The organism is Streptomyces sp. NPDC051183, from assembly GCF_040682455.1.
In the GTDB taxonomy this organism is placed as follows: Bacteria; Actinomycetota; Actinomycetes; order Streptomycetales; family Streptomycetaceae; genus Streptomyces.
On record NZ_JBFBBA010000060.1, the window covers coordinates 5,663 to 30,622 of the forward strand.

Here is a 24,960-nt window from a genome sequence, read left to right on the forward strand (position 1 = left end):
GGGCGGCTTCCGTCGCGACGACCGTCCCTCCGGTGGCTTCAACCGCGATGACCGTGGTGGCGACCGTGGCGGCTTCCGCCGTGACGACCGCCCGTCGGGTGGTTTCCGTTCCGGTGGCGACCGTCGTGACGACAACCGTGGCGGCTTCCGTCGCGACGACCGTCCCTCCGGTGGCTTCAACCGCGATGACCGTGGTGGCGACCGTGGCGGCTTCCGCCGTGACGACCGCCCGTCCGGCGGCTTCCGTCGCGACGACCGTCCCTCCGGTGGCTTCAACCGTGACGACCGTGGTGGCGACCGTGGCGGCTTCCGCCGTGACGACCGCCCGTCCGGCGGCTTCCGCTCCGGCGGCAGCGACCGTCCCTCCGGCGGCTTCCGCTCCGGTGGCGGTGACCGCCCCTACGGCCGCCGCGACGACAACCGCCCCTCCGGCTCCGGTTCCACCGGTTCCTTCGGCGGCCGCCGCGACGACAAGCCGCGCTGGAAGCGCAACGGCTGATCCGGCCGTTGAACTGACTGCCTGACAGGGCCCGTACGGCACACCGTGCCGTACGGGCCCTGTCGCTTTGCGGGATGACACGGGCGGGTCAGCCGGATACCCGATCGGCTGACCGGCGCGGTCCGGCTATGCTCTGTCGTGAGCACGTGGAGGGCCATTAGCTCAATTGGCAGAGCAGCGGACTTTTAATCCGTTGGTTGTCGGTTCGAGTCCGACATGGCCTACCGCCCGCGGCGACGAGGAAACATCCTCCGAGCCGTGCTCGAAGCGCCCCGTCCGAGTTCCTCGGGCGGGGCGCTTCGCTGTGTGCGGGCGGGGTGCGAGCGGCAGTCCCCGGCCGCGTTTCAGAGCTCGTACATGGGCTCTGACCTGGCCTTATGTCGTTTCTGCGGGCGGTGGGGGCGTTAATTGGCGGAGGCCTCCCCCCGGATGGGCTAGAGTTGGGTCTACCGACGCGGGGTGGAGCAGCTCGGTAGCTCGCTGGGCTCATAACCCAGAGGTCGTAGGTTCAAATCCTGCCCCCGCTACTCAGTACGAAGGCCCGGTTCCCCTTGGGGAGCCGGGCCTTCGTCGTATGTCCCGCCGTCCGCCGGCCCATCACTCGAACGGGCCGGGCCGGGTCGCCGTACCCCCGCTCCTGCGGCCAGCCTTGAGGGGCGGACCGGGCGGCAGGAGGCCAGCGTGGCGGGGCAGGGCCGGCAGGGAGGCGGAGGCAACGGCGAGCGCGCGGCCGACGGCGGTGAGGCCGGCAGCCGCGTGGCCCGGTGGGTGGTCCGGGTGCTGCCGGGCCTGCTGATCGTGGTCGGCTTCGCCTTCGACGTGCTGACCCCGCCCAGTTTCACGGGTTCCCCCTTCTTCTCCGCGGCCCCGCTGGTCGCAGCCCCGCTGTTCACGCTCCGCGCGACCCTGCGGACCGGGGCGGCGGCCACGCTCGCGGTGGTCCTGCTGCACGTCCACAACGGCACCACCTGGAAGGTGGAGGCCATGACGGAGCTGGCCACCGTCCTGACCGTCTCCGCGCTGGCCCTCCTGATCAACCGGGTCGTGCGCCGCGGCGGCGAGCAGCTCGCCTCCGCGCGCGGGATCGCCGAGGCCGCACAGCGCGCCGTGCTGCCGACGCCCGCCGAACGCATCGCGGGCCTGCACGTCGCCGCGCGGTACGAGGCCGCGCAGGCGGACGCGTTCATCGGCGGCGACCTGTACGCCGTCCAGGACGGCCCGTACGGGGTGCGCCTGGCGGTGGGTGACGTACGGGGCAAGGGGCTCGGGGCGGTCGAGGCCGTCGCCGTGGTCCTCGGGGCCTTCCGGGAGGCGGCGGAGAGCGAGCCGACGCTGGAGGGCGTGGCGCGGCGGCTGGAGCGGGCGCTGGCCCGCGAGGGGGCCCGGCGGGGCAGCCTGGACGCGGTGGAGGGGTTCACGACGTGCGTGCTCGGGGAGATTCCGCCGGGCGCGGGCGTGCTGCGGCTGGTCAACCGAGGGCATCCCGAACCCCTGCTGCTGTACGCGGACGGAGGTCTCGCGGCGCTGGTCCCGGCGGAGCCGGCGCTGCCGCTCGGCCTGGGCGAGCTGGACGGCGGGCCGGACCGGGCGCAGGAGTGGGCCTTTCCGGCGGGGGCGACGCTGCTGCTGTACACGGACGGGCTCACAGAGGCCCGGGACGGCGCGGGGGAGTTCTACGACCCGGAGGCCAGGCTGCGCGGCCGGGTCTTCCCCGGGCCGGACGAGCTGCTCGGCGCCCTCAGCAGCGACGTGCGGCGGCACACGGGCGGCGGGGCGACGGACGACATGGTGCTGCTCGCGGTCGGCCGGCCGGAGGAGGGCCGGCCGGAGCGGCGGCGGACGGTGCCCGTCGTACCGAAGGGCGACGGAGCGTAGTCGAAGAGGTGCTCTCCGCAAGATGACTGACGGACCGTCAATATGCGTGCGTGGCTGGAGAGGCGTGGGAGTCGGCCAATTTTTGCCCGAGTTGCTCCCGTGATATTGGTAAAAGTACTGGCCAGAGCTACTCGGGGAGTGGCCGATTGGTGTGAACGATCAATCGCAACTGCTTGGAATCACTCCCCTTCGTCTATTACCTTTCGATAACGCAGCGCGGTCGTCCCAGCCGTCGCAAGAGACGGCGCCGTGCGCGTGCGCGTCAATGAGGAGTGTGCCCCGGTGGCCTCCAACTTGCCTGCCCCTGAAGGCATCGAGATCCAGGAGCCGCCCACCGCCGGTGCCTGGGGCGAGTGGAACCCCACCGAGGACTCGGCCCGTCCGGTCCGCGGCAAGCACCGGGTGCTCAAGCAGCGCGGCGGACTGGCCCGCTCCTCCACCGTGCTCGGCGTCGGCGTCATCGCGGCTGTCGGCGCCAGCGGCATCGCCACCGCCCAGGACCGGCCCCAGGTCGCCATATCCCTGCCCTCGCTGCCCGACCTGATGCCCGACACGCTGTCCGGCGACCGGGCCCAGCAGGCCGACGGCGAGGACGCGGGCGCGAGCGCCGGCGCGGGTGCGGCGAAGACCGGGATCATCCCCCAGCAGTCCGACCGGCGGGCCGACCCGGGCGAACTCCTGCGCAGCCGCATCCTCCAGCAGGCCGAGTCCCAGCAGGACGCCGCCGCGGCCCAGGAGCAGGCCGAGGCCGAGCGCGCCGCGCAGGAGGCCGCTGCCAAGGAGGCCAAGGACAAGCAGGAGGCCGCCCGCAAGGAGGCCGAGGCCGTGGCCGCCGCAGCCGCCGAGAAGGCGGCGCAGGAGGCCAAGGCCGCCCAGGAGGCCGCCGAGGCCAAGGCCGAGCAGGAGCGCCTCGCCGAACTGGCCGGCAGCTACGCCCTGCCCACCTCCGCCTACACCCTCACCTCGCACTACGGCGACGCCGGCTCCATGTGGTCCTCCGGCCACCACACCGGCCTCGACTTCGCGGCCCCGACCGGCACCCCCGTCAAGGCCGTGGGCAGCGGCAAGATCACCTCGGCCGGGTGGTCCGGCGCGTACGGCTACCGGATCGTGCTGGAGCTGGAGGACGGCACCGAGGTCTGGTACTGCCACCTCTCGTCGATGTCGGTCACCGGCGGCTCGGTCACCACCGGCGAGACCATCGGCCGCGTCGGAGCCACCGGCAACGTCACCGGCCCCCACCTCCACCTCGAAGTCCGCAAGGGCGGCTCGACCGTCGACCCGCTGGCCTGGCTGAGGTCAAAGGGCCTGACCGTCTGACGGGTGCCCGACGACTGCCGGCGCACGCACCGAGTGCCTCCTGGGACCCGGTACGAGGGCCGGCGCGGGCGGGTGTGCCCGCTCCAGCGGGTCGAACCAGGGCGGGAGCAGCTCCTCCATGACGGCCGCCCGGGCGAGCGCGGGCCCCGCCGTCGCCCGGCGCAGCCACAGCCGGCGCAGCAACTCCCGCTCCCACCCGGCGAAGTCCGGCTCGCGGGCCGGACCGCCGAGGCGCGCGCGGTGCCGTAGCAACGCCAGGGCCGCGGCGTCCGCCTCGTAGCGCCGGACCGCCTTCCCGGCCGCCCTGCCGCCGCTGCGCCGGGCCAGGGCGCGGGCCAGCGACCGGGCCGGCATCGACACCAGCGCCGGCACCTCGGCGGGCCCCAGCCAGCCGGCGGCCGCGTACACCGCGAGCTCCCCTTCGACCGCCCGCAGCCGCCGGCGCCGTATCCGCACCGCCAGCCACACCAGCGCCCCGAACACCGGGACCATCACGCAGCCGTAGACCACGTAGAACCCGTGCTCCCCGAAGCCCGAGGAGCTGTTCCACAGCGCGTGCAGCCCCATGGCCCCGACCAGGCCGAGCAGCGGCAGGCAGATCCGCCGCGCCCGGCCGGCGGCGAGCGCGGCCGCGCCGAAGCCGAGCCCGGTGAGCACCGTGAACAGCGGGTGCGCGAACGGCGACATCACGGCCCGTACGAAGAAGGTCGCCGCGGTCAGCGAGTCCAGCGCGCCGGTGCCTTCGGCGAGGTCCTCGTCGAAGGCGTTGCCCAGATAGAGGATGTTCTCGGTGAAGGCGAAGCCGACCGCGGTGAAGCCGGCCACCACGAAACCGTCGGCGGGGCCGGTGAACTGGCGTCTTCGGAACACGAACACCAGCAGCAGGGCAGCCGCCTTGGCGGTCTCCTCGACCACCGGCGCGATAGCCACCGAGCCGAGTTGGTCGGCGTCCGAGGGATCGGCGGTGGCCGCGGCTATCCACTGGGTGGCGAAGTTGTTGGCCAGTATGGCGATCAACGCGGCGGCGCAGGCGCCCCATCCGAAGCAGAACAGCAACTGCGCCCACGGGTGCGGCGCGGCCCGGCCCAGCCACCGGAAGGCCGCCATGAGCGGCACCACCGGCAGCAGGGCCAGACCGAGGCCGACGAGGAAACCGGCGGTGCCGGTCTGCTCCCGCACGAGTTCGAGGATGGCCACGCCGGACGCGGCGAGCAGGGCGACGAGCACGCACGTACGGACCGTGCCCGACGGACGTGCGAGCACACGGGGGAGCGCTCGGAACACGTCATGACTCTAGCGAGCCGGTCTGACACTCGGAGTGACGTTGTCAGTTCTCCACTCGGCGGAAGAGCAAGTCGTGTACGACGTGCCCCTTGTCCAGCCCCTGGCCCTCGAAGCGCGTCAGCGGCCGGAAGTCGGGACGCGGCGCAAAGCCGCCGTCCGCCTGGGTGTTCTCGAACTCCGGCTGGGCGGTGAGCACTTCGAGCATCTGCTCGGCGTACGGCTCCCAGTCGGTCGCGCAGTGCAGGATGGCCCCCGGGGCCATGCGGGTCGCGGCCAGCGCCAGGAACTCGGGCTGGATCAGGCGCCGCTTGTGGTGGCGGGCCTTGGGCCACGGGTCGGGGAAGTACACGCGCAGCCCGGCGAGGGAGTCGGGCGGCAGCATCTCGCGGAGCAGGATGATCGCGTCACCGTTGGCGACGCGGACGTTTTCGAGACCGCCCCGCTCGGCGAGGGCCAGGAGGTTGCCTTGGCCCGGGGTGTGCACATCGACGGCCAGGATCCCCGTCGAGGGGTCGGCGGCCGCCATTTGCGCGGTGGCCTCGCCCATCCCGAACCCGATCTCCAGGACGACCGGCAGGCCGGCGAAGAGCTTCTTCAGGTCGATGACCTCGTGCCCGTCGATGTCGAGGCCCCAGGTGCCCCACAGCCGCTTGAGGGCTTCGCCCTGGCCGGTGGTCACCCGGCTGCGCCGGGGCTGGAAGCTCCGGATCCGCCGTTCGTGGTGCGAGCCGGCCGGGTCCGGCGCGGGCCCGTCGGGGAACCGGGGCTCGGTCCGCCACTTCGGGGGTACGTACGCGTTCGCCTCCGGCGCGGAATCCGGGGCGCCGTTCGCCTCCGGCTCGGCTTCCGGGGCGCTGGGCTGGGGGTTCAGAGACTCAGACACAATGCCCGGATTCTACGTCCCCACCCCGCCCCCGGCCGCTCGGACGGGCGCGGGGCCGCATCCCCGGCGCGCTGCCGCGCCCGCCGGGGTCAGGCCGAGCGCAGCGTGGCCAGCGCGCGGCGGGCGATCTCGCGGCCGATGGGCAGGGACGCGGTCGCAGCGGGCGAGGGGGCGTTCAGGACGTGCACCGTCCGCGGCGCGTCCCGGATCAGGAAGTCGTCCACCAGAGTGCCGTCCCGCAGCACCGCCTGCGCCCGCACCCCCGCGGCCGCCGGCACCAGGTCCTCCGAGGTCACCGCGGGCAGCAGCCGCCGCACCGCCTGGGTGAAGGCCTGCTTCGACAGGGAACGGCGGATCTCCCCCGCCCCGTACCGCCAGTGCCGCCCGGCCATCCGCCAGGAGCCCGGCCAGGCCAGCTCGGACGCCACGTCCCGCGGGCGGACCGTGCCCCAGCCGTACCCCTCGCGGGCCAGCGCCGGCACCGCGTTCGGCCCGACGTGGACGCCGCCCGAGATACCGCGGGTCAGGTGGACGCCGAGGAAGGGGAACGCCGGGTCCGGCACCGGGTAGACCAGGCCCCGGACCAGCTCGGGCCGGGTGAGGTCGTAGTACTCGCCCCGGAAGGGGATGATCCGCATCCCGGGGTCGTCTCCGGCCAGCCGGGCGATCCGGTCGCACTGGAGCCCGGCGCAGTTCACCAGGGCCCGGGCCCGGACCACCAGCCCGGAGGTGGTGCGCACCGCGACGGCGGAAGGGCGGCGCGAGATCAGGTCGACCGCGCCGCCGTAGACGATCTCCGCGCCCGAGGCCTCCGCCAGCCGGGCCGCCACCCGGCCGTAGTCCACGATCCCGGTGGTACCGACATGGATCCCTGCCAGGCCGCGCACCTCGGGCTCGTACTCCGAGATCTGCGCCGGGCCGAGCTCGCGCACGGGAATGCCGTTCTCCCGGCCGCGCTGGACCAGGGCGTGCAGCCGCGGCAGCTCGTCGCGCTCGGTGGCGACGATGAGCTTGCCCGTCACCTCGTGCGCGATGCCGTGCTCCGCGCAGAACTTGACCATCTCGGCCGCGCCGCTCACCGCGAAGCGCGCCTTCAGGGACCCGGGGCGGTAGTAGATCCCGCTGTGGATCACCCCGCTGTTGCGTCCCGTCTGGTGCCGGGCGGGGCCGGCCTCCTTCTCCAGCACGACCACCCGGGTGCCCGGAGCGAGCCGGGACAGGGCATGCGCCGTCGACAGCCCGACGATCCCCCCGCCGATCACCAGCACATCGCAGTCCACGCCGCTCACGCTGCCCACGCCGCCCACGTTGACACCTCCCACCCCTGAATACTGCACCCCGCCACCGACAACGCGGCCACGAGGCCCCCGGAAGACCAGCTGCCCTACGCGGGCGCCACCAGCAACGGCCGGGCCCGCTCGCGCAGCTCCGCGACGCGCGGCTCGTCCCCGTACGGCTCCAGCCGGTGCAGCAGGTCCCGTACGTACTCCGTCGTGCGCGCCGACGTGATCCGCCCCGCGACCTCCACCGCCCTCGTCCCGGCCGCGCAGGCCGCATCGAGGTTGCCGGACTCCAGCTCGGCCACCGCGCTCACCACCAGCCGCAGCCCGTGCGAGCGCACGTACTCCTCCGTCGGCCGCGAGAGCGCCTGCTCGGTGAAGCGGCGCACCTGCCGCGGGAGTTTGAGGTCCCGGTAGCACTCCGCCGCGTCCGCCGCGAAGCGGTCGTACGAGTAGAAGCCCAGCCAGGTCGGATCCGGATCGCCCTCGCGCGCCCGCTCCAGCCAGCCCTCCGACGCCCGCAGCGCGGCCCCGGCGGCCGCGGAATCGCCCGCCTTGGCGTGCGCCCGGGCCTCGACGAGGCGGAAGAAGCTCATGGTCCGGGCGGTGGCCAGGCCCCGGTTGCGCTCGACGGCGGCCTGGGCGAGGTCCACGCCCTCGTCCGGGAAGTCCCGGTAGGTCGCCTGCAGGGACATCGAGGCCAGGACGTACCCGCCGAGCGGTACGTCGGCGGCCGCGCGGGCCAGGCGCAACGCCTGGATGTAATAGCGCTGGGCCGCTTCCTGCTGGCCGGTGTCGAAGGCCATCCACCCGGCCAGCCTGGTCAGTTCGGCGGTCGCCCCGAACAGCGCGCGGCCCACCTCGTCGGTGTAGTGGCCGAGCAGCAGCGGCGCCGCGTCCACCCGCAGGCACTCCGGAACCATCGAGGAACGCCAGTCCCCGCCGCCGTACTTGGAGTCCCAGCGGCGCGCGTCCTCGGCGGCCTCGCGCAGTTTGGTCACGTCGCTGTGGCCGACGCGCTGCGGCGAGGCGTCGGAGAGCGCGGTGGGCGGCGCGTGCGGAGTTTCGCCCGAAGGCTGTGCGGGCACAACCGTGGACGACGGCGCCGGAAGGCCTCCCGGCGGGGTACCGGGGGCCACACCCGGCACCGGCCCCGACGTCGGCACCGGCCCCGACGTCGGCACCGGTACCGACGCCGAGTCGCGCGACGCCACGGTCTCGCGGCCCGGACCCCGACCAGCCGTGCCCTGACGGCCCGCGCCCTGGCCGCCAGAGCCGTGATTGCCCTGAGCGCCCTGACCGTTCGGACTCTGACCGCCCGCACCCTGAGGACCCGTGCCCTGACCGCCCGCACCCTGCGCCGGGCGGGCCGGTTCCCGCGCGACCGACCCGTCCGCGGGAGATATCAGCCAGCGCGAGGCCGGCGTCGCGTACGCCGACACCGCGAAGGACCCGGCGAGCGACTGCCAGATCCCGCCACCGCCGCGGCGGCCGGCGAGGTCGAGCCGGTAGAGGTCGGTGGCCGAGCGCACGGCCGCGCCCACGTCGCGCGGGAAGGCCAGCCCGACCTCGGGCGCGGGGTCCGCGTCCGCGAGGCCGATCTCGTGCAGCGGCACGGGCCGCCCGAGCTTCGCGCCGATCGCGGCGGCGATCAGGTGCGGGGCGGCGCCCTGCGGCACCATCCCCTTCGAGACCCACCGGGCGACCGAGGTCTTGTCGTACCGAAGCGTCAGGCCGCGCTGTGCGCCGAGGTCGTTGACCCGGCGGGCCAGCCCGGCGTTGCTGATGCCCGCAAGGGCGAGGACGGCGCCGAGCTTCTCATTGGGCTCGCGGAGCTCCCTGGACATGCGCCACCCCTCGTCACACGCGGAACGCAGACGCCGCCGGGGCATAGGCGCCCGGCATTTCGTAAACCCAGCGTAGTTCCCCGCCTCCCAAGCGTTAAGGCCCCGAAGTCCGTATGGCGGGATTGTTGTCCGTATGCACAGTCCGGGTGCGGCCCGGGCTCGGGGCGCACGTGTCAGCCCGTGCTCCGTCCGTGTGGCCGTGCGCCCGGCCGTGCGCTCTGGCCGCTCCCGGGGCGCGGCGATTCGATGTGCGGTGCGTGGGTCGGCCCGCTGCGTGGATCCAGCGGGCCGGGGGATGCCGCTGCCTCAATCCCCGCGGGTGGCGGAACGGTCCGGGGGGCGGATCCCGCCTCCCGGACCGCGCCCGCGAAGCCTGGGCCCAGGGGCCCTCAGTACGGCCGAAGAATGGCCGAAACCGACCTATAGGGCGGGGGGCACGGAACGCCAAATACCGCGTGCCCGGGGCGTGTTCGTTTGCATGTGCGCCCCCCTTAACCACTCTCGCACGCCTGTCTCGTGGCAGCATGGACCCCGAGCCACCCGGGGTCCCGCCGGCCGCGCCCACAGCGCTGACCGCGTCGTCCGTGCCGTCCGTTGCCCCGGTCATTTGCCCACAGGCTGGGGAGGCGGCGGTGCGCTGGTTGGTGGGGTGGAGCAGTATCGCCGCGAGCTTCGGCACGGCCGGGCGCGTCGGCGGCCAAGGCTCGGGCCAGAGCTTCAGCCACGGCTCCGGCCAGGGCTTCGACCACGGGTCCGGGCAGGGCTTCGACCACGGGTCCGGCCAGGGCTTCGGCCACGGGTCGGGCCGCGGGTCGGCCAACGGCTCCCGCAACGGCGGATACGGCTCCGGCCAGGGCGGATACGGCTCCGGCAACGGGTCCGGCCACGGCTACGGCCCCGCGTACGGTGACCCCGGGGGACCGCTGCGCGGCGGCATCGCCGACGCCGACCACGCCGACGACCCCGCCGCCCAGGACGCCGAACGCACCGTCGTCCCCGTCGGCGCCCAACTCCTCTGGGGAGACCCCGACCCCCTCTGGGCCGTCGGCGACTGGCGCCCGGACGAGATCCGCACCCTCACCGCCGACCCCGCCGACCCCTTCACCCGGCTCGCCGTCCTCGGCTGCTGCGGCGCCACCGACGCCGAACTGCGCCGCGCCCTCTACGCCGCCCGCGGCGGCGCGCTGCGCCACCTCACCCAGTGGTCCGGCAGCTACACCGCCGTCGTCCAGGCCGGGCGCCGGATCACCGTCCTCGGCGACCTCGCCGGCGCGCGACCCGTCTTCTACACCCCCTGGGCGGGCGGCACGGCGTACGCCACCGCCGCCCTCCCGCTCGCCGACCTCATCGAGGCGCAGCTCGACATCGGCCATCTCGCCGCCCTGCTGGCCTGCCCCGACAGCCCGGAGGCACTGGGCGACGGCACACCGTACGTCGGTGTCCGCCGCATCCCGCCCGGCCACGCGCTGATCCTTCGCGAGGGCTCGCGCGAGATCACCGGGTACGAGGCGGTCGCCTCCCTCGCGGTGGCCGCGCCCGTGACCGACCCCGAGCGCGCGGTGGAGGGCGTACGCGAAGCTTTGGTGGACGCGGTGCGCGCCCGGCTCACGGCGCCCCGGCATGCTCCCGACACACTGCCCTACGACCCGGGCCCCGTGCCGGGAATGGGCCCCGCCGACCGGCGCGCGGCCCGGGGCGCGCCCGCGCCCGCCCCCGGGGTCGGCGCCGACCTCTCCGGAGGCAGCGCCTCCGCCACCCTCGCGCTCCTCGCGGCCGGCCTGCCGGGGGCGCCCGGCACCCTGCCCGGTTCCGGATCCCGGCTCCTCGCCGTCACCTTCAACGACCTGGCCACCCCGCAGGGCCGCGAGGACGAGCTCGAACGGGCCCGGGTCATCGCCGCCGACCCCCGCCTCCACCACGTCGTCGTGGCCGCCGCCGAGGAAGCCCTCCCGTACGCGGAACTCGACGGCCCGCTCACCGACGAACCCGGCCCCTCGCTCGTCTTCGCCGCCCGCGACCGCCGCCGGCTGGCCGCGGGCTCCGCCGACCACTTCACCGGACACGGCGCCCGCCAGGTCCTCGACGCGCACCCGGCCCGCATGGCCGACCTCCTCCTGGACCGCCGCCGGCGCCACCTGCTGCGCCCGGTCGCGGCGTTGGCCCGCTCGGCCTCCGCGTCCGGTGAGTCCCTGCTGGTCCCGCTGACCGTGTACTCCGCCGCCCGCCGACTTGCCCGTACGCCGTACCGCGCGGGCATGGAAGCCGCCGCGGCCCGGCTCCGCGCGGGCGGGATCGACGGGGGACCCTCCGGTCCGGTGGACGCCTCCCTCGCCGCCCTCACCTGGTCCCGCCCGGGCCCGGCCGCGGGCTGGCTGACCGGCGAAGCCCTGGCGGAAGTATCGATCCGGCTCACGGCCGCCGCCGGCCGGCCCCCGCTCTCGCTGCGCCCCGGAGAGGCACGGGCCCGCGCGCTGCTCGCCCGGCACGCGGCGGACCACCGGGTCTTCGAGCAGGCGGTGGAGGTCCGGAGCCAGCGCCTGCACGCCCCGTTCCTCGACAACCAGGTCGTACGGGCCGCCCGCGCCCTCCCCGAGTCCCTGCGCGTCCAGCCCGGTGCGCGGGCGGCGATCCTGCGCAGCGTGCTCTCCTCGGCCGGGGTCCGCGAACTCCCCACCGGCTGGGGCGCCACCGCCCACGCCCCGAACGAGACCGCGACCCGGCTGGGCCTGCGCGCCGCCCTGCCCGAACTGCTCTCGCTCTTCGCGGCCCCGCTGCTGGCCGACGCCGGCCTGATCGACGCCCGGGTCGTCCAACAGGCCCTGCTGGACGCGGCGGAGGGCCGCCCCGTCCCGCTCGACGGCCTCGCCGAACTCGTCTCGATGGAACTGTGGCTCGGCCGCCTCCTGGCGCGTCGCGGAACGTGCTGGACCGGCACCTCCACCCCCCGCCGCCGTGCCCTCCCCGCCGACGCCCCCCTCTCCCCCCTGGGCACCACCACCCCCCAAGCCCTCCGCCCAGCCCCCCCGGACCCGGTCCACTGACCCGGCCCGCCCGCCCGGCTCGGTGCGCCTTGCGCTGCTGGCCGGGGTCGGCTCCCTCTGCCCCCGGGCGGTCGGCCGACCTGTCCGGTGTCCCGGGACCCGCCGGGCTGGCTCGCTCTGAGTTGCTGGACCTGGTGGTCTGACCTGCTCCGCGCCCCAGCGCCGGGTCGGCCGGCCGGGTCCGCCCCCCTGGGGCCTGGTCGGCTGGCTGCCAGGAGGCGTCTCCGGGTCCGGTTCTCTGGTCCGTCCAGCGTGCTTGGGCCGGGTCGGCCGACCTGTCCGGTGTCCCCGGGCGTGGTTCGTTGATCCGCCCGGGCATCTCCGGGCTCGGTTCGCCGACCCGTCCGGCGCCGCCGAACCGGTTCGCCGACCCACCTTGCGCCGCCGGCCCCGGTCGTCCGGCTCGGCCTGTGCAGTTGCGCCCCCGGGCTGGGCCGGCCGACTCCTTTTGCGCCCCGGGCTGGGCCGGTCGGCAGCCTGGCGCGGGGACCGGCCCGCGGGGGGCGGCGGAAAAGGCGCGCCCGGGGTGGTGGGGGCAAGGCAGTATTGGGCAGTGCGGTATCTGATCCTCGGCGTCACCCAAGCCCGTAGCGAGACCGGCGCGCTCCTTCCCGTCGGCGGTGCGCGCCTTCGGGCGCTGCTCGCCGCCCTCGCCCTCCGCGCAGGCGGCCCCGCGGCCGCACCCGTCGCCGAGCTGGTCGACGAGGTCTGGGGCGACGACCCGCCCCAGGACGCCCCCGCCGCGCTCCAGGCCCTCGTCGCCCGGCTCCGCCGCGCCCTCGGCGGCCGGGACACCATCCACGCCGACCCCGCCGGCGGCTACCGCCTGGCCGCCGACCGGGACGAAGTCGACCTCCACCGCTTCACCCGGCTCGCCCGCCAAGGCGCCCGCGAACTGGCCGCCGCCGACCCGGGCGGCCCCGCCACCGCCGCCCGCACCCTGGCCGCCGCCCTCGCCCTCTGGCGCGGCCCCGCCCTCGCCGACCTGCCCGAACCCGCCCGCACCGCACTCGCGGCCGCCCCCGAGGCGCTGCGCACGGCCGCGCTCCGGGACCGGATCGAGGCAGACCTGCGCAGCGGCTCCGTAGCCCCGGCGGCGCTCCTGCCGGAGATCGAGGCGCTGATCCACGCGCACCCGTACGACGAACCCCTGCGCGCCCAGCAGCTCCGCGCCCTGCGCGCGGCCGGCCGCCCGGCCGACGCGCTCGCCGCGTACGACCGCACCCGCCGCGCCCTCGCCGAAGGCCTCGGTACCGACCCCGGCCCCGAACTCACCGCCCTGCACGCGGAACTCCTCCGAGCCCCGGTCCCGGCCCCGCCCGTGACCCCGCCCCCGGCCCCGGCCGAGCGCACCGGCAACCTCCGCCCCCGCCTCACCTCATTCGTCGGCCGCGAGCCCGAACTCACCGCCCTCCACGCCGACCTGGCCGGCCTGCGCCTCGTCACCCTCACCGGCCCCGGCGGTTCCGGTAAGACCCGCCTCGCCGAGCACGCCGCCGCCGACCACCCCGAACCCGGCTGGCTCGTCGAGCTCGCCCGCCTCGACCACCCCGCCGCCGTCCCCGGCGCGGTCCTCAGCGCCCTCGGCCTGCGCGAGAGCTCCCTCGTCGCCCGCGAGAAGGGCACCGCCGACGACCCGACCGCCCTCCTCGTCGAGCACTGCGCGCGCCGCCGCCTCCTGCTGCTGCTCGACAACTGCGAGCACGTCATCGACGCCGCCGCCGAGCTCGCCGAACGCCTCCTCACGCACTGCCCCGGCGTACGGATCCTGGCCACCAGCCGCGAACCCCTCGGCGTCCCCGGCGAGAACGTCCGCCCCCTCGAACCGCTGCCGCCCGACCCCGCGCAACGCCTCTTCGCCGACCGGGGCGCTGCCGCCCGTCCCGGTTTCACCCCCGCCGAGGACCCGGACGCCGTAGCCGAGATCTGCGCCCGCCTCGACGGGCTGCCGCTCGCGATCGAGCTGGCGGCCGCCCGGCTGCGGCTGCTTACCCCGCGCCAGATCGCCGACCGGCTCGACGACCGGTTCCGCCTGCTGACCACCGGTGCGCGTACCTCCCGTACGCTGCTGCCGCGCCAGCAGACCCTGCGGGCTGTCGTCGACTGGTCCTGGGACCTGCTGGACGCACCCGAACGCACCGTCCTGCGCCGCCTGTCCGTCTTCGCCGGCGGCTGCGACCTGGCTGCCGCCGAGGCCGTATGCGCCGAGGCCGTATGCGCCGAGCACGACGGCCCCGAGGGCGACGGTCCCGAGGCCTGGGACGTGGCCGACGTACTCGGCTCCCTCGTCGACAAGTCCCTGGTCCTGGCCGAGCCCGAACCCGAGCCCGACCCCGCAGGCACCGCAGCCACCGGCGGCACCGGCATGCGCTACCGCATGCTGGAGACCATCCACGAGTACGCGACCGAGCGCGCCGCCGCCGACGAGGCGGACGCCCGCGCCACCGCCCGCCGGCACGCTGCCCACTACCTCGACCTCGCCGAGGAGGCGGAGCCCCGGATGCGCTCCGCCGAGCAGCTGCCCTGGATCCGGCGCGTCGAGACCGAGCTCGACAACCTCCGCGCGGCCCTCGAAACCTCGCTCACCGCCCCGGACCCGGAGGCCGCCCAGCGCCTCGTCTTCGCCCTCGGCTGGTTCTGGTGGCTGCGCAACTACCGCAACGAGGGCGCCGAATGGGCCGAACGCGTCCTCGCTGCGACACCGCCCGATCCGCCCGAGGGATCACCGCGGTACTGGCCCTTCATGCGCCTGCAGATCCTCCACGTCTTCCTGCTCGCCGAGGGCCGCGCGGCCGAGGACCTGCGCAGCCCCGAGCACACCGCCCTCGCCGCCCGCATCACGAAGGCCTTCCGCCGCGGTTCGCCGGAGACCGTCCGCTTCCCGGGCATGCTCTGGCCGATGGCGACGTACCTCACCGGCGACAACGTCGACTTCCACGCCCACCTCGACGAGTCCGTAGAGAACTGCCGTCGCCACGGCAGCGATTGGGAACTGGGCGTCACCCTGATGCTCCGCACCCACATCGCCATCGACATCACCGGCGGCCTGGCGACCGCCGACGCCGACCTCGCCGAGCTGCACGAGATCGCCGTCCGCGTCGGCGACCGCTGGACCCGTGCCCAGGTCGCGAGCGCCGCCGGCGAGTTCGCCATCTCGCGCGGCCAGTACGACCTGGCCCGTACCGAGTACGAGGAGTGCCTGCGCCTCGCCCGGGAGGTCGGGGCCCACATCGAGACGCCGTTCGCCATCGCCCGCATCGCGGAGACCGCCTTCTGCGCCGGGGACTTCGCCGCGGCCGAGAAGCTGCTGGCCCAGGCGGACGCCGAGGCCGAGTGCCACGGCGGGGTCTACGACGTCCGCGCCTACGGGCGGCTGCTCGCCTCGATGATCTCCCTCTTCCAGGGGCGGCTCGACGTGGCCCGCGCCGAGTGCGAGCGGGCCCGGACCGAGGCCGGGAAGATCACCGTGCCCCCGCAGTTCACCGCCGGTCTCGACAACGTCGACGCCCTCCTCGCCGCCGGTGAGCAGGGACCCGCGGCAGGTCTGGCCCTGATCGGCCCGGCCCTGGACAGGGCCGTCACCGCGCACTGCGCCGAGCGCGTCCTGGCCGCGCTCGCCGAGACCGCGGCCGTGCTGCTGGACCGCGTCGAACGTCCCGCCGAGTCCCTACGGGTCTTCGCGGCCGCCACCGCCTGGCGCGCGGGCCATCCCCGCTCGGTCCCGGAGCGGAACTTCCTGGGCGAACTCCCGGACCGGCTGCGCACCGCGCTCGGCGCGGACGGCTACGCCCGGGAGGAAGCGGCGGGTGCCGTACTCGCCCCGGCCGAGGTGGCCGCCCTGCTCAACGGCAGCTGATCAGGGCGTCCGCCCAGCTCGCCAGCGTCGGCAGACTGCCCTGCCCGGCCTGCTCCACCACCAGCCGCAGCGTCTTGCGCCCGGCCAGCGACACCTCCACGGCCGCGGCCGGGTCGTCGTACCCGAGCGCACGGGACTGCCACAGCCGCTGCCCGTCGCCGTAGACCGAGAACCGCACCGTGCCGTCGGTGAACAGCGACAGGCCGTCCACGCCGGCCCGCGCCGAGAACGCCGTGCACTGCCGGTTGAGGGCGATCTCCACCGAGGAACGGGAGTTCACGGTGATCCCGTGCCCGTACCGCCGGTCGTCGATCTCCAGCCCCCAGCGCTGCCAGACCCAGCTGCTGCGCCAGGTCTGCAGTTCCGGGCCGGTGTGGTCCCCGAAGGCCGAGTGGCCCAGCCGCGCGAGCTGGAACCCCTGCGGCGGCTTGGGTGCCGGCTGCGAGGGGGTCGGCGTCGGAGTCGGGCTCGGCGACGGCCGCTCCCGGCTCGGCGACGGCTTCGGCGGCCGCGGGGCGGCCGAGGTGCCCGACGCGGAGGGCGTGGGCGAGGCCGGGGCCTTCGTCGGCCGCGGCGGCGCTACGGATTCCCGCGCGGGCGGCGCGTCCCCGGCCTCGCTCGGCTCCGCCGGGGCCGGGGCGGAGGGCTCCGGTACCGGCTGCACCGGCGCCGCCACACTGGGCGCGGGCTTCGCCCGGGCCTGTGGCTCGGTGTCGTCCCCGGCGAGGGCGAACACCACCCCGGCGGCCGCGGCCACCGCGATCCCGGCGGCGATGGCGGCCTTGGCGGGCAGCCCGAGCCCCTCGGAGACGGCCGCGCCCCCCACCCCGGCGCCCGACCCGGCACCCCCGGCGGCACCACCCGCGGCACCAGCACCACCAGCGGCTCCGGCACCCGCGGCACCACCCGCCGCACCGGCACCGGCCACTCCGGCACCCGCACCCGCCGCGCCCGCGGTGGAGCCGCCCGCGGCAGCCGCCGCGGCACCCGCACCCCCGGCGGCGGCGACCCCGCCGACCACCACCCCGGCCGCCTTGGCCGCGTACCCGGCGGCGAACCACCCGATGACCGCGACCGGCAGCAGCGCGGGAATGCCCGCGTTGACGTCCTTGAGCTCACCGGCGGCGAGCCGGCACTTCGCGCACTCCTCCAAGTGCTTGCGCAGCCCCCGCTCCGCCCGCATCCGCAGTCCGCCGCGGGCATAGGCCCCCAGCCGGTCCGCGTAGCGCGCGCAGTCCCCGCCCGAACTCAGCGCGGAACTCACATGGGCCTGCAGATAGGCCTGCTTGAGCCCCTCCCGGGCCCGGGAGGCCAGCACGGCGGTGGCATTGGCACTCAGCCCGAACAGCGGGGCGATCGCACTCGGCGAGGACTCCTCGACGGTGGTGTGCCACAGCACGGCCTGCCAGCGCTCGGGCAGGCTCCGGAAGGCCTGCATGGCCAGCGACTGCTCGGCCTCGTGCATCGCCCGCACATCGGCGCCCAGTTCCAGGGTGTCGTCCCCGGACAGCCCGACACCGCTCTCGGTGCCCACCGCCGCCTGCTCCGCGAACACCGCGAAGTCCTCGACGAGATGCTCCCGCCGGGCGGTCTTCGTCCAGGCCGCGGCCACCCTGCGGACGGTGGTGAGCAGATAGGCCCGCACGGACTGGTCCGGACCGGCCCCGCCCCGTACCGCTTGCAGGGTCCGCGCGAACACCTCTGCGGTCAGGTCGTCGGCCGTGTGTCCGTCGCGGCAGCAGGTCCGCGCGTAGCGCCGTACGGAATCGGCGTGCCGGCGGAACAGCTCCTCGTACGCACCGTCGTCGCCGCCCCGCATCCGGGCGATCAAATCCCCGTCGGACGGCGGCTGCTCACCGCTCGCCCGGGCGGCGTGCCGCCCGCCCGGTTCGCGCTGAGCCGGGACCTGCCGCGCGGGCAGGCTGCCCGCCTCGGCCTCGCCTCCGGCGCCACCGCGTGGCTCTTCCCGCCCGTCAACGCTCATCGCGGAAGCCCCCGCAAGACACCACTCAACCGGTACACCGATCCAGCGTGTCACACGGTGAAGGCATGACGGAGCCGTCTCCACACCATCCACTCATCCGGGGACAATCCGGCAGTGCGGCGACAACACCGCGCCGGGTCCTCACCCGTTGGAGCGGGCAGCCGTTCGAGGCGGCCCGTCAACCCCCGCCGGCCCCGGTGAACAGGACCTCGGCGGGGGCTTCCACGACAGGAACGTCACACCGTCCGGGAACGCAGCCCCTCAAGCAGGATGTCGAGCAGCCGGGCCGAAGCCGCCGCCTGCTGAGCCGGGTCCGGCAGCGCGGGAGCGGCCGTCGCTATCACCAGCAGCACATCGGCCACCGTGACATCGGCGCGCAGCTCACCGGCCTCCCGGGCGCGGTCCACCAGTCGGCCGACGACCTCCAGCAGCGCACCCGCGCCGGAGTCGTCCGCGGGCTCCTCCTCGACGGCGGTCCGCGAACCCACGACCCGCAGGTCCGGAGCCCCGCCGGCCAGCACGGCCTGCCGCTGGTGCGGAACCCGTGCGGCCTCCGCCTCCTCGGTGCCGTCCTCGCTCGCGGAGCCGACCCGCAGCACCTGCGGCGGCAGCAGCCGCCCGGCGCCGGAGGCGACGGAGGTGCGCAGGAAGCGCGAAAGCGCCTGCCACGGCTCCTCCTCCTGGCCGAGGGCGGTCCGGGCCTGCTCGGTCAGCCGGGAGGTCTCCTCCTCGGCTATCCGCCGGACCAGGACGTCCTTGCTCGGGAACCGCCGGTAGACGGTGCCGACGCCGACCCGCGCGCGCCGCGCCACGTCTTCCATCGGAGCCCCGTAGCCCAGCTCGCCGAACACCTCGCGGGCAGCGCGCAGGACGTGTTCGAGGTTGCGCTGTGCGTCGACGCGCAGCGGCGTGGAGCGGCCCACGCCGTGCGTGGTGGCGCCCGTCATCAGGCGGCTGCCCTCGGCCGAAGCCGACAGAGCGGTCGCAGAACCATGGAAATCGGAAATGTGCATATGTTTCCCCCGGTAATCATTTGTCTCCCCCCGGAGACACTCCCCGCCTTCGTGTCGAGGGGGGCCACGGTCATGGGGCCCTGGTCCTACTCCTCGACGAGATACGAACATAGTTGAGCCAGAGTCAATTCAGAAGAGGCAGCCCCGGACGGACCACCGCCCGATCGGAGCATTCACCCCCACTTTTCCGTTCCAAGCCTCCGGAATCACCCTCTCCACACAGCCTGACCTGCGCATCTTTACCTCCACCAAGCCGCCCGGACAGCCCCGTCGAGGGACCCTCTCCGGTCACACAATTTGCCGGGCCTGTGGACAAACTCCCGGCCACGTTGCGTCATGGGATGGTGAAGGCTGCTAACTCCCGGGGCGCGGCCCCCGGTACCCCGCCCCGTACGAGGATCCTCATCGTCGGCGGCGGCTACGTAGGCATGTACACAGCGCTCCGGCTCCAGCGAAAGCTGAGAACCGCAGAAGCCGAGGTCACGGTGGTCACGCCCGAGCCCTACATGACCTACCAGCCCTTCCTCCCCGAAGCAGCCGCGGGCTCGATCTCCCCGCGCCACGTGGTCGTCCCGCTCCGCCGCGTCCTCGACAAGTGCCGCATCGTCATCGGCGAGGCCCGGAGCATCGACCACGCCAAGCGCACCGCGACCATCACCACCCTCGCCACCGAGGAGGAGGGCACCGGCGCCGTCGAAGTCGAGTACGACGAACTCGTCCTCGCCCCCGGCTCCGTCTCCCGCACCCTCCCCATCCCGGGGCTCGCCGACTACGCCATCGGATTCAAGACGGTGGAAGAGGCCATCGGCCTGCGCAACCACGTCATCGAACAGATGGACATCGCCTCCTCCACCCGCGACCCCGCCATCCGCGACGCAGCCCTCACCTTCGTCTTCGTCGGCGGCGGATACGCGGGCGTCGAAGCCCTCGGCGAACTGGAGGACATGGCCAGGTACGCGGCGCGGTACTACCACAACATCAAGCCGGAAGACATGAAATGGGTGCTGGTCGAGGCAAGTGACCGGATCCTCCCCGAGGTCGGCCCCGAAATGGGCGTCTACACCATCCGCGAACTGCGCCGCCGCAACATCGACCTGCGCCTGGAGACCCGCCTCGAATCCTGCGAGAACCGCGTCGCCGTCCTCAGCGACGGCGCCCGCTTCCCCACCCGCACCGTCGTCTGGACCGCCGGCGTCAAACCCCACCCGGTCCTCGCCGCCAGCGACCTGCCCAAGACCGACCGCGGCCGCCTCGCCTGCACCGCCTTCCTCACCGTCGAGGGGGTCGAGCACGCCTGGGCGGCCGGCGACGCCGCTGCCGTCCCCGACATCACCGCCGGCGAGAAGGGCCGCGAGTGCGCCCCCAACGCGCAACACGCCGTCCGCCAGGCCAAGGCCCTCGCCGACAACCTCGTCGCCGCCCTCCGCGACGAGGTCCTCACCGAGTACGCCCACAAGTACGCCGGCTCCGTGGCCTCCCTCGGCCTCCACAAGGGCGTCGCCCACATCTACGGGCGCAAGCTCAAGGGCTACCCGGCCTGGCTCATGCACCGCGCCTACCACCTCAGCCGCGTCCCCACCTTCAACCGCAAGATGCGCGTCCTCGCCGAATGGACCCTCTCGGGACTCTTCAAACGCGAGATCGTCTCCCTAGGCTCGCTCGAACACCCCAGGGCAGAATTCGAACTCGCCGCAGGCAAAGGGCACAAGGAGCCCCCGAAGAAGGGCGAAGGCTGAGGTTGTCAGTGCCGTCGGACACACTGGACGTGTGACCATAGGTGGGCTCACGCCTGCACAGAGTTACGCCGTCCAGTGAAAGCCCCAGTGAAAGCCCCAGCGAAACCCGCCGGCGACCGACCACCCGAGCGACAGCACCGGCGACAGCGACCCCGAGCGACACCACACGCGACACCACGAGGCTTGAACGCAGTGAACTTCACGCGCTGGAGCGCCCGGTTTCCCGGAACGCAGCGCCGCGCCGCCGCCCGGTCCGAACACGCCGCCGCCCAGGCCAAGCGGGGTGAAGGCGCCGTCCCGGCCGCCCGCGGCGCCGCCGGCCCGTCCGCTACGGCACCCGACGGCGGCCCCGCCGACCCCACCGTCTCCGGGACCGGCTCGGCCACCGGAGCCGACGCATCGGTGCTCACCCCCGTGCCCTCCCTGGAGGAGCTCTCCGTACGGGAGGTCCTCGACCGGCTCCCGGCCCTCGTCGCCCTCGTGCACGGCCCCGAGCACCGCGTCGCCTACGTCAACGACGCCTACACCGCCGGCTTCGGCGCCCGCCCCGCCGGCGACCCCGCCTGCACGGCCCTGCCCGAGCTGGGCGAGCTCGGCCTGCTCCCGCTCCTCGACCAGGTCCAGCGCAGCGGCAAGCCCCGTACCGCCAAGAACCGCACCGCACCCGGCGGCGGCAGCTCGTACACCGTCACCTGCACCCCCGTGGACTTCCCCAAGGCCGACACCGAGGGCGACCCCGACCCCCGCCACACCGGGGTCCTGATCCACCTCGCCGACGTCACCGACCACGCCGAAGCGGCCGACCGGCTGCGCGCCAGCGAGCGCCTCCAGCGCGAGGCCGCCGTCACCCTCCAGCGCTCCCTCCTCCCGCAGGAGCTGGAACAGCCCGACGACCTGCGCATCGCCGCCACCTACCAGCCCGGCGGCACCGAGGCCGCGGTCGGCGGCGACTGGTACGACGTCATCACCCTCGGCGCCGGCCGCACCGCCCTGGTCATCGGCGACGTCATGGGCCGAGGCGTCCGCGCCGCCGCCGTCATGGGCCAGCTCCGCACCGCCGTCCGCGCGTACGCCCGACTCGACCTGCCCCCGCACGAGGTGCTCCAGCTCCTCGACGGCCTCGCCGCCGAGATCGACGCCAGCCAGATCGCCACCTGCGTGTACGCCGTCCACGACCCCAACGAGGGCCTGCTCGCGTACGCCTCCGCCGGCCACCTCCCGATCCTGGTCCGCGACGAGGACGGCACCGTACGCAGGGCCGCCGACCCCACCGGCCCGCCGCTCGGAACCGGCGGCTGGCTCCACACCTCCGGCACCATCGCCCTGGGCCCCGGCTCCACCGCCGTCCTCTACACCGACGGCCTGGTCGAACGCCGCGGCGAGGACATCGACGAAGGCGTCGCCGCCCTGGAACGCGCCCTCTCCGGCGCCCAGGGCACCCCGGCCGTCATCTGCGACCGCCTGATGCGCGCCCTCGGCGTCGACGCCGACCACGACGACGACGTCGCCGTCATGGTGCTCCAGCAGCCCGCCCGCACCGGAGCCGATGCCGAGCTCTTCCACAACGCCGCCCTGGAACTCCTCGGCGGCATCGAGGCCGCCCCGCGCGCCCGCGCCTTCGCCCAGGGGGTCCTCACCTCCTGGCGCTTCCCCGTGGAGCTGTGCGACCTCGGCGTGCTCGCCGCGAGCGAACTCGTCGCGAACTCCCTCCAGCACGGCACCCCGCCCATGCGCCTGCGGCTGCGCCGCACCGACCGCCGCCTGATCGTCGAGGTCACCGACGGGGACGAGCACCTTCCGCGCCGCCGCCGCGCCGAACCGGCCGACGAGACCGGCCGCGGTATCTCGATCATCGCCACCATCGCCTCGTCCTGGGGCTCCCGGCGCACCCCGGGCGGCGGCAAGGCCGTCTGGTGCGAGTTCGCGCTCCCGGACAAGTAGCCGACGTACGAGCAGGACATGCGGAAGGCCCCGGTCCACCGGACCGGGGCCTTCCGCACATCCATTCGGGCACCTACGCGGGTACGGACTCCGCGGCCTTCGCCACCTCGACCCGACCACCCTGCGCCACGACCCTGCTCAGCGACGGGTTGTCCTGCTCCGGCGTCAGCTGCCTGCCGAGGCGCAGCGCCAGCCAGGCGATCCCGAGCGAGACCACGACGAAGGTCCCGATGTAGAGCATCGGCACCCCCGCGCCCAGCGGCACACCGAGCGGCCCGAGCGCCAGGGCCATCTGCTTGACCAGGGCGAAGGCCGAGTTGTACTGGCCCACGGAGCCCTCCGGCGCCAGGTCGGCCACCAGCGGCGCCAGCGTCGGCGACAGCATGGCCTCGCCGATGCCGAAGAGCCCGTACGTGGTGATGAACGCGGCGGCGGCCACCATCGCGCTGCCGTGACCCAGACCCGAGAACCCGGCGATGACCCACGCCACGGTCCAGATCAGGCCGACCAGCGCGATCACACGCGACCGGCGGCGCTTCTCGACGAGCCGCAGTACGACGAACTGCGCGAGCACGATCGCCCCGGTGTTGGCGGCGAGCGCGAAGCCCAGGGTGGAGGGGGAGATCCCGGCGGCCTCGGTACCGAAGGCGGCGAGACCCGACTCGAACTGCCCGTAGCAGGCGAAGAAGATCACGAAGCCCAGGACCAGCAGCTTGACCATGGCCTGGTGGCGCAGCAGCCGCTTCCAGCCGCTGCCGCCGCTCTGCGCGGGGTCCTTCGGCGTGGCGTCCTTGATGACCGGCGCCTGCGGCATCTTCACGGTGAGGATGACGCCGGCCAGCACCAGGAACATCACGGCCTCGATGCCGAACAGCAGGGTGAAGCTGCCGGGACGGCTCTCGTCGACGATCTGGCCGCCGATCAGGCCGCCGATGCCCAGGCCCAGGTTCTGCATGAAGAACTGGAGGGCGAAGGCGCGGGTCCGGGTGGACGGCGTCGAGCACCACACGATCATCGTGGCCAGCGCCGGCTGCATGACGGCCTGCCCGGCGCCGAGCATCAGGGCGGACAGCAGGATCGGCACGATGCTCGTGGAGAGCCCGAGCGAGACCGCGCCGACCGAGGCGGCGAAGGCCGCGCCGATGACGACGGGGACCGGACCGCGGCGGTCGATGACCCGACCGGTGAGGGGCAGCGCGACGAGAGCGCCCAGGGCGAAGGCCACGAACGCGCTCGTGGCGGCCATGGAGCCCAGATCTCGCACCTGCGCCACGTAGATGTAGAGGAACGGAACCGTGAAGCCGATGCCGAACGCGGTCAACGCGTTGCCGGCCTGGATCCGCCGCATCGCAGCGCCCATCACCTTGGTCACTTCTCACCGCCTTGATAGCTGAAGACTGAAGACTTCATACCTAAAGTTCGATCCTTAACTCTACACACCGAAGGAGTTAGACGCCAACGGTCTCGTGCGATACTTCGAACCATGGGTGACACCCCCGACGGCACCGCGCCCGTCCACGAGCCGAGCCTCGACGAGCAGATCGCCGTCTACCAGCGCGAGTTCCAGGACCTCGACCCCCAGGTCGAGAAGGTCGTCTCGGCACTGAGCCGCCTGAACCGCCGCATGAACGTCGCGTACGGGCGCCAGACCGCGGCCCTGGGCATCAGCAACGCGGAGTGGGAGGTCCTCAAGGCCCTCGTCATCTCCGGGGCCCCGTACCGGATGGGCCCGAGCGAGCTGGCGAAGCAGCTGGGCCTCACGCCGGCGGCGATGACCCACCGGATCGACCGCATGACGGCGGAGGGCCTGGTCACCCGCGAGCGGGACGAGTCCAACCGGGTCCGCGTGATCGTGGAGCTGACGGACGAGGGGCGCAGCAAGTGGCTGGACGCGATGCGCGCGGCCACGGTCTTCGAGGAGGACCTCCTGCAGGACCTCTCGACGGCGGAGCGCGGGGTGCTGGGCGACATGCTCACCCGTCTCTTGGACCGCGTGGAGGACCTCCAGTCCCCGAGCTGACCCCCGGGGTTGACACGGCCTTCGCGGATCCGTAAGGTTCTTCGAGTTGTCCCTGAGCCGAAAGGTTGAGGCGACAACGAATCCCGCCGCCTCGTTGCGGCACCCAACTCTGCACGATCTCCCACTGGGAACGAATTCGGCATGCCCGAATTCATTTCCGAAGGCCGATTATGAATCGCCGGGGAAATCCACTAGAGTTTGGGGAGTCGGAAGGGCCCAACAGCCCGGAAGGCAAACCCCGCTGACTGGGGGTCAGGCCCGAAAGAGTCTGATAGAGTCGGAGACACAAGAACGAAGGAAGCGCCCGGAGGAAAGCCCGAGAGGGTGAGTACGAAGGAAGCGTCCGTTCCTTGAGAACTCAACAGCGTGCCAAAAATCAAC

The 24,960-nt window shown here is 74.1% G+C and carries 14 protein-coding genes, 2 tRNA genes and 1 pseudogene; 10 read left to right on the forward strand and 7 right to left on the reverse strand.

Features of this window, described 5'->3' with window-relative positions; translation table 11 throughout:
- The 5 genes and pseudogenes from AB0M99_RS34100 to AB0M99_RS34120 all read left to right on the forward strand — a co-directional run.
- Positions 1 to 499 (forward strand): annotated as a pseudogene (locus AB0M99_RS34100) (RNA helicase); the annotation flags it as partial.
- Between the two features lie 151 nt (positions 500 to 650).
- Positions 651 to 723 (forward strand) — tRNA-Lys (locus AB0M99_RS34105).
- Between the two features lie 229 nt (positions 724 to 952).
- A tRNA-Met gene (locus tag AB0M99_RS34110) sits at positions 953 to 1,026 on the forward strand.
- 229 nt (positions 1,027 to 1,255) lie between these two features.
- Entirely contained in the window at positions 1,256 to 2,374 is a 1,119-nt protein-coding gene (locus AB0M99_RS34115; RefSeq protein ID WP_365927486.1) for a PP2C family protein-serine/threonine phosphatase, read from the forward strand.
- Between the two features lie 294 nt (positions 2,375 to 2,668).
- On the forward strand, positions 2,669 to 3,694 hold the full coding sequence (locus AB0M99_RS34120) for a M23 family metallopeptidase (protein WP_365927488.1): 1,026 nt from the start codon (positions 2,669 to 2,671) through the stop codon (positions 3,692 to 3,694).
- Here AB0M99_RS34120 and AB0M99_RS34125 read toward each other — a convergent pair.
- The 4 genes from AB0M99_RS34125 to AB0M99_RS34140 form a co-directional block, all read right to left on the reverse strand.
- Positions 3,674 to 4,978 (reverse strand): PrsW family intramembrane metalloprotease, encoded by a 1,305-nt coding sequence (locus AB0M99_RS34125; protein WP_365927473.1) that lies wholly within the window; start codon positions 4,976 to 4,978, stop codon positions 3,674 to 3,676. The two genes, AB0M99_RS34120 and AB0M99_RS34125, sit on opposite strands and share 21 nt — an antisense overlap.
- Positions 4,979 to 5,021: 43 nt before the next feature.
- Positions 5,022 to 5,849 (reverse strand): tRNA (guanosine(46)-N7)-methyltransferase TrmB, encoded by an 828-nt coding sequence (gene trmB / locus AB0M99_RS34130; protein WP_365927490.1) that lies wholly within the window; start codon positions 5,847 to 5,849, stop codon positions 5,022 to 5,024.
- A 101-nt stretch (positions 5,850 to 5,950) separates the two neighbouring features.
- Positions 5,951 to 7,198, reverse strand: coding sequence for an L-2-hydroxyglutarate oxidase (lhgO, locus tag AB0M99_RS34135; RefSeq protein WP_365927475.1), 1,248 nt, complete (start codon positions 7,196 to 7,198; stop codon positions 5,951 to 5,953).
- A 47-nt stretch (positions 7,199 to 7,245) separates the two neighbouring features.
- Positions 7,246 to 8,988 (reverse strand): sporulation protein, encoded by a 1,743-nt coding sequence (locus tag AB0M99_RS34140; RefSeq protein ID WP_365927477.1) that lies wholly within the window; start codon positions 8,986 to 8,988, stop codon positions 7,246 to 7,248.
- 935 nt (positions 8,989 to 9,923) lie between these two features.
- Between AB0M99_RS34140 and AB0M99_RS34145 the strand changes: the two genes are divergently transcribed.
- Both AB0M99_RS34145 and AB0M99_RS34150 read left to right on the forward strand, forming a co-directional pair.
- Positions 9,924 to 12,029: an asparagine synthase-related protein gene (locus AB0M99_RS34145; protein WP_365927492.1), complete on the forward strand. Its 2,106-nt coding sequence runs from the start codon at positions 9,924 to 9,926 to the stop codon at positions 12,027 to 12,029.
- 553 nt (positions 12,030 to 12,582) lie between these two features.
- On the forward strand, positions 12,583 to 15,885 hold the full coding sequence (locus AB0M99_RS34150) for a BTAD domain-containing putative transcriptional regulator (protein ID WP_365927479.1): 3,303 nt from the start codon (positions 12,583 to 12,585) through the stop codon (positions 15,883 to 15,885).
- Here the strand turns inward: AB0M99_RS34150 and AB0M99_RS34155 are convergent.
- A complete protein-coding gene (locus tag AB0M99_RS34155) occupies positions 15,872 to 17,869 on the reverse strand; it encodes a sigma-70 family RNA polymerase sigma factor (protein ID WP_365927480.1) in 1,998 nt (665 codons plus the stop codon). The two genes, AB0M99_RS34150 and AB0M99_RS34155, sit on opposite strands and share 14 nt — an antisense overlap.
- A gap of 236 nt (positions 17,870 to 18,105) precedes the next feature.
- A complete protein-coding gene (locus AB0M99_RS34160; RefSeq protein WP_365927482.1) occupies positions 18,106 to 18,882 on the reverse strand; it encodes a helix-turn-helix domain-containing protein in 777 nt (258 codons plus the stop codon).
- A gap of 341 nt (positions 18,883 to 19,223) precedes the next feature.
- Here AB0M99_RS34160 and AB0M99_RS34165 point away from each other — a divergent pair, with 341 nt between their 5' ends.
- Together AB0M99_RS34165 and AB0M99_RS34170 are read left to right on the forward strand one after the other, a co-directional pair.
- Complete coding sequence (locus AB0M99_RS34165) at positions 19,224 to 20,618, forward strand: NAD(P)/FAD-dependent oxidoreductase (protein ID WP_365927484.1); 1,395 nt, start codon at positions 19,224 to 19,226, stop codon at positions 20,616 to 20,618.
- Positions 20,619 to 20,810: 192 nt separating this feature from the next.
- Positions 20,811 to 22,559: an ATP-binding SpoIIE family protein phosphatase gene (locus tag AB0M99_RS34170; protein ID WP_365927494.1), complete on the forward strand. Its 1,749-nt coding sequence runs from the start codon at positions 20,811 to 20,813 to the stop codon at positions 22,557 to 22,559.
- A gap of 73 nt (positions 22,560 to 22,632) precedes the next feature.
- Here AB0M99_RS34170 and AB0M99_RS34175 read toward each other — a convergent pair whose 3' ends face one another.
- Positions 22,633 to 23,919 (reverse strand): MFS transporter, encoded by a 1,287-nt coding sequence (locus tag AB0M99_RS34175; RefSeq protein ID WP_365927496.1) that lies wholly within the window; start codon positions 23,917 to 23,919, stop codon positions 22,633 to 22,635.
- Positions 23,920 to 24,042: 123 nt separating this feature from the next.
- On the opposite strand from AB0M99_RS34175, the gene AB0M99_RS34180 reads away from it, so the two are divergent.
- Positions 24,043 to 24,579: a MarR family transcriptional regulator gene (locus AB0M99_RS34180; RefSeq protein WP_030292304.1), complete on the forward strand. Its 537-nt coding sequence runs from the start codon at positions 24,043 to 24,045 to the stop codon at positions 24,577 to 24,579.
- Positions 24,580 to 24,960 lie beyond the last annotated feature (381 nt).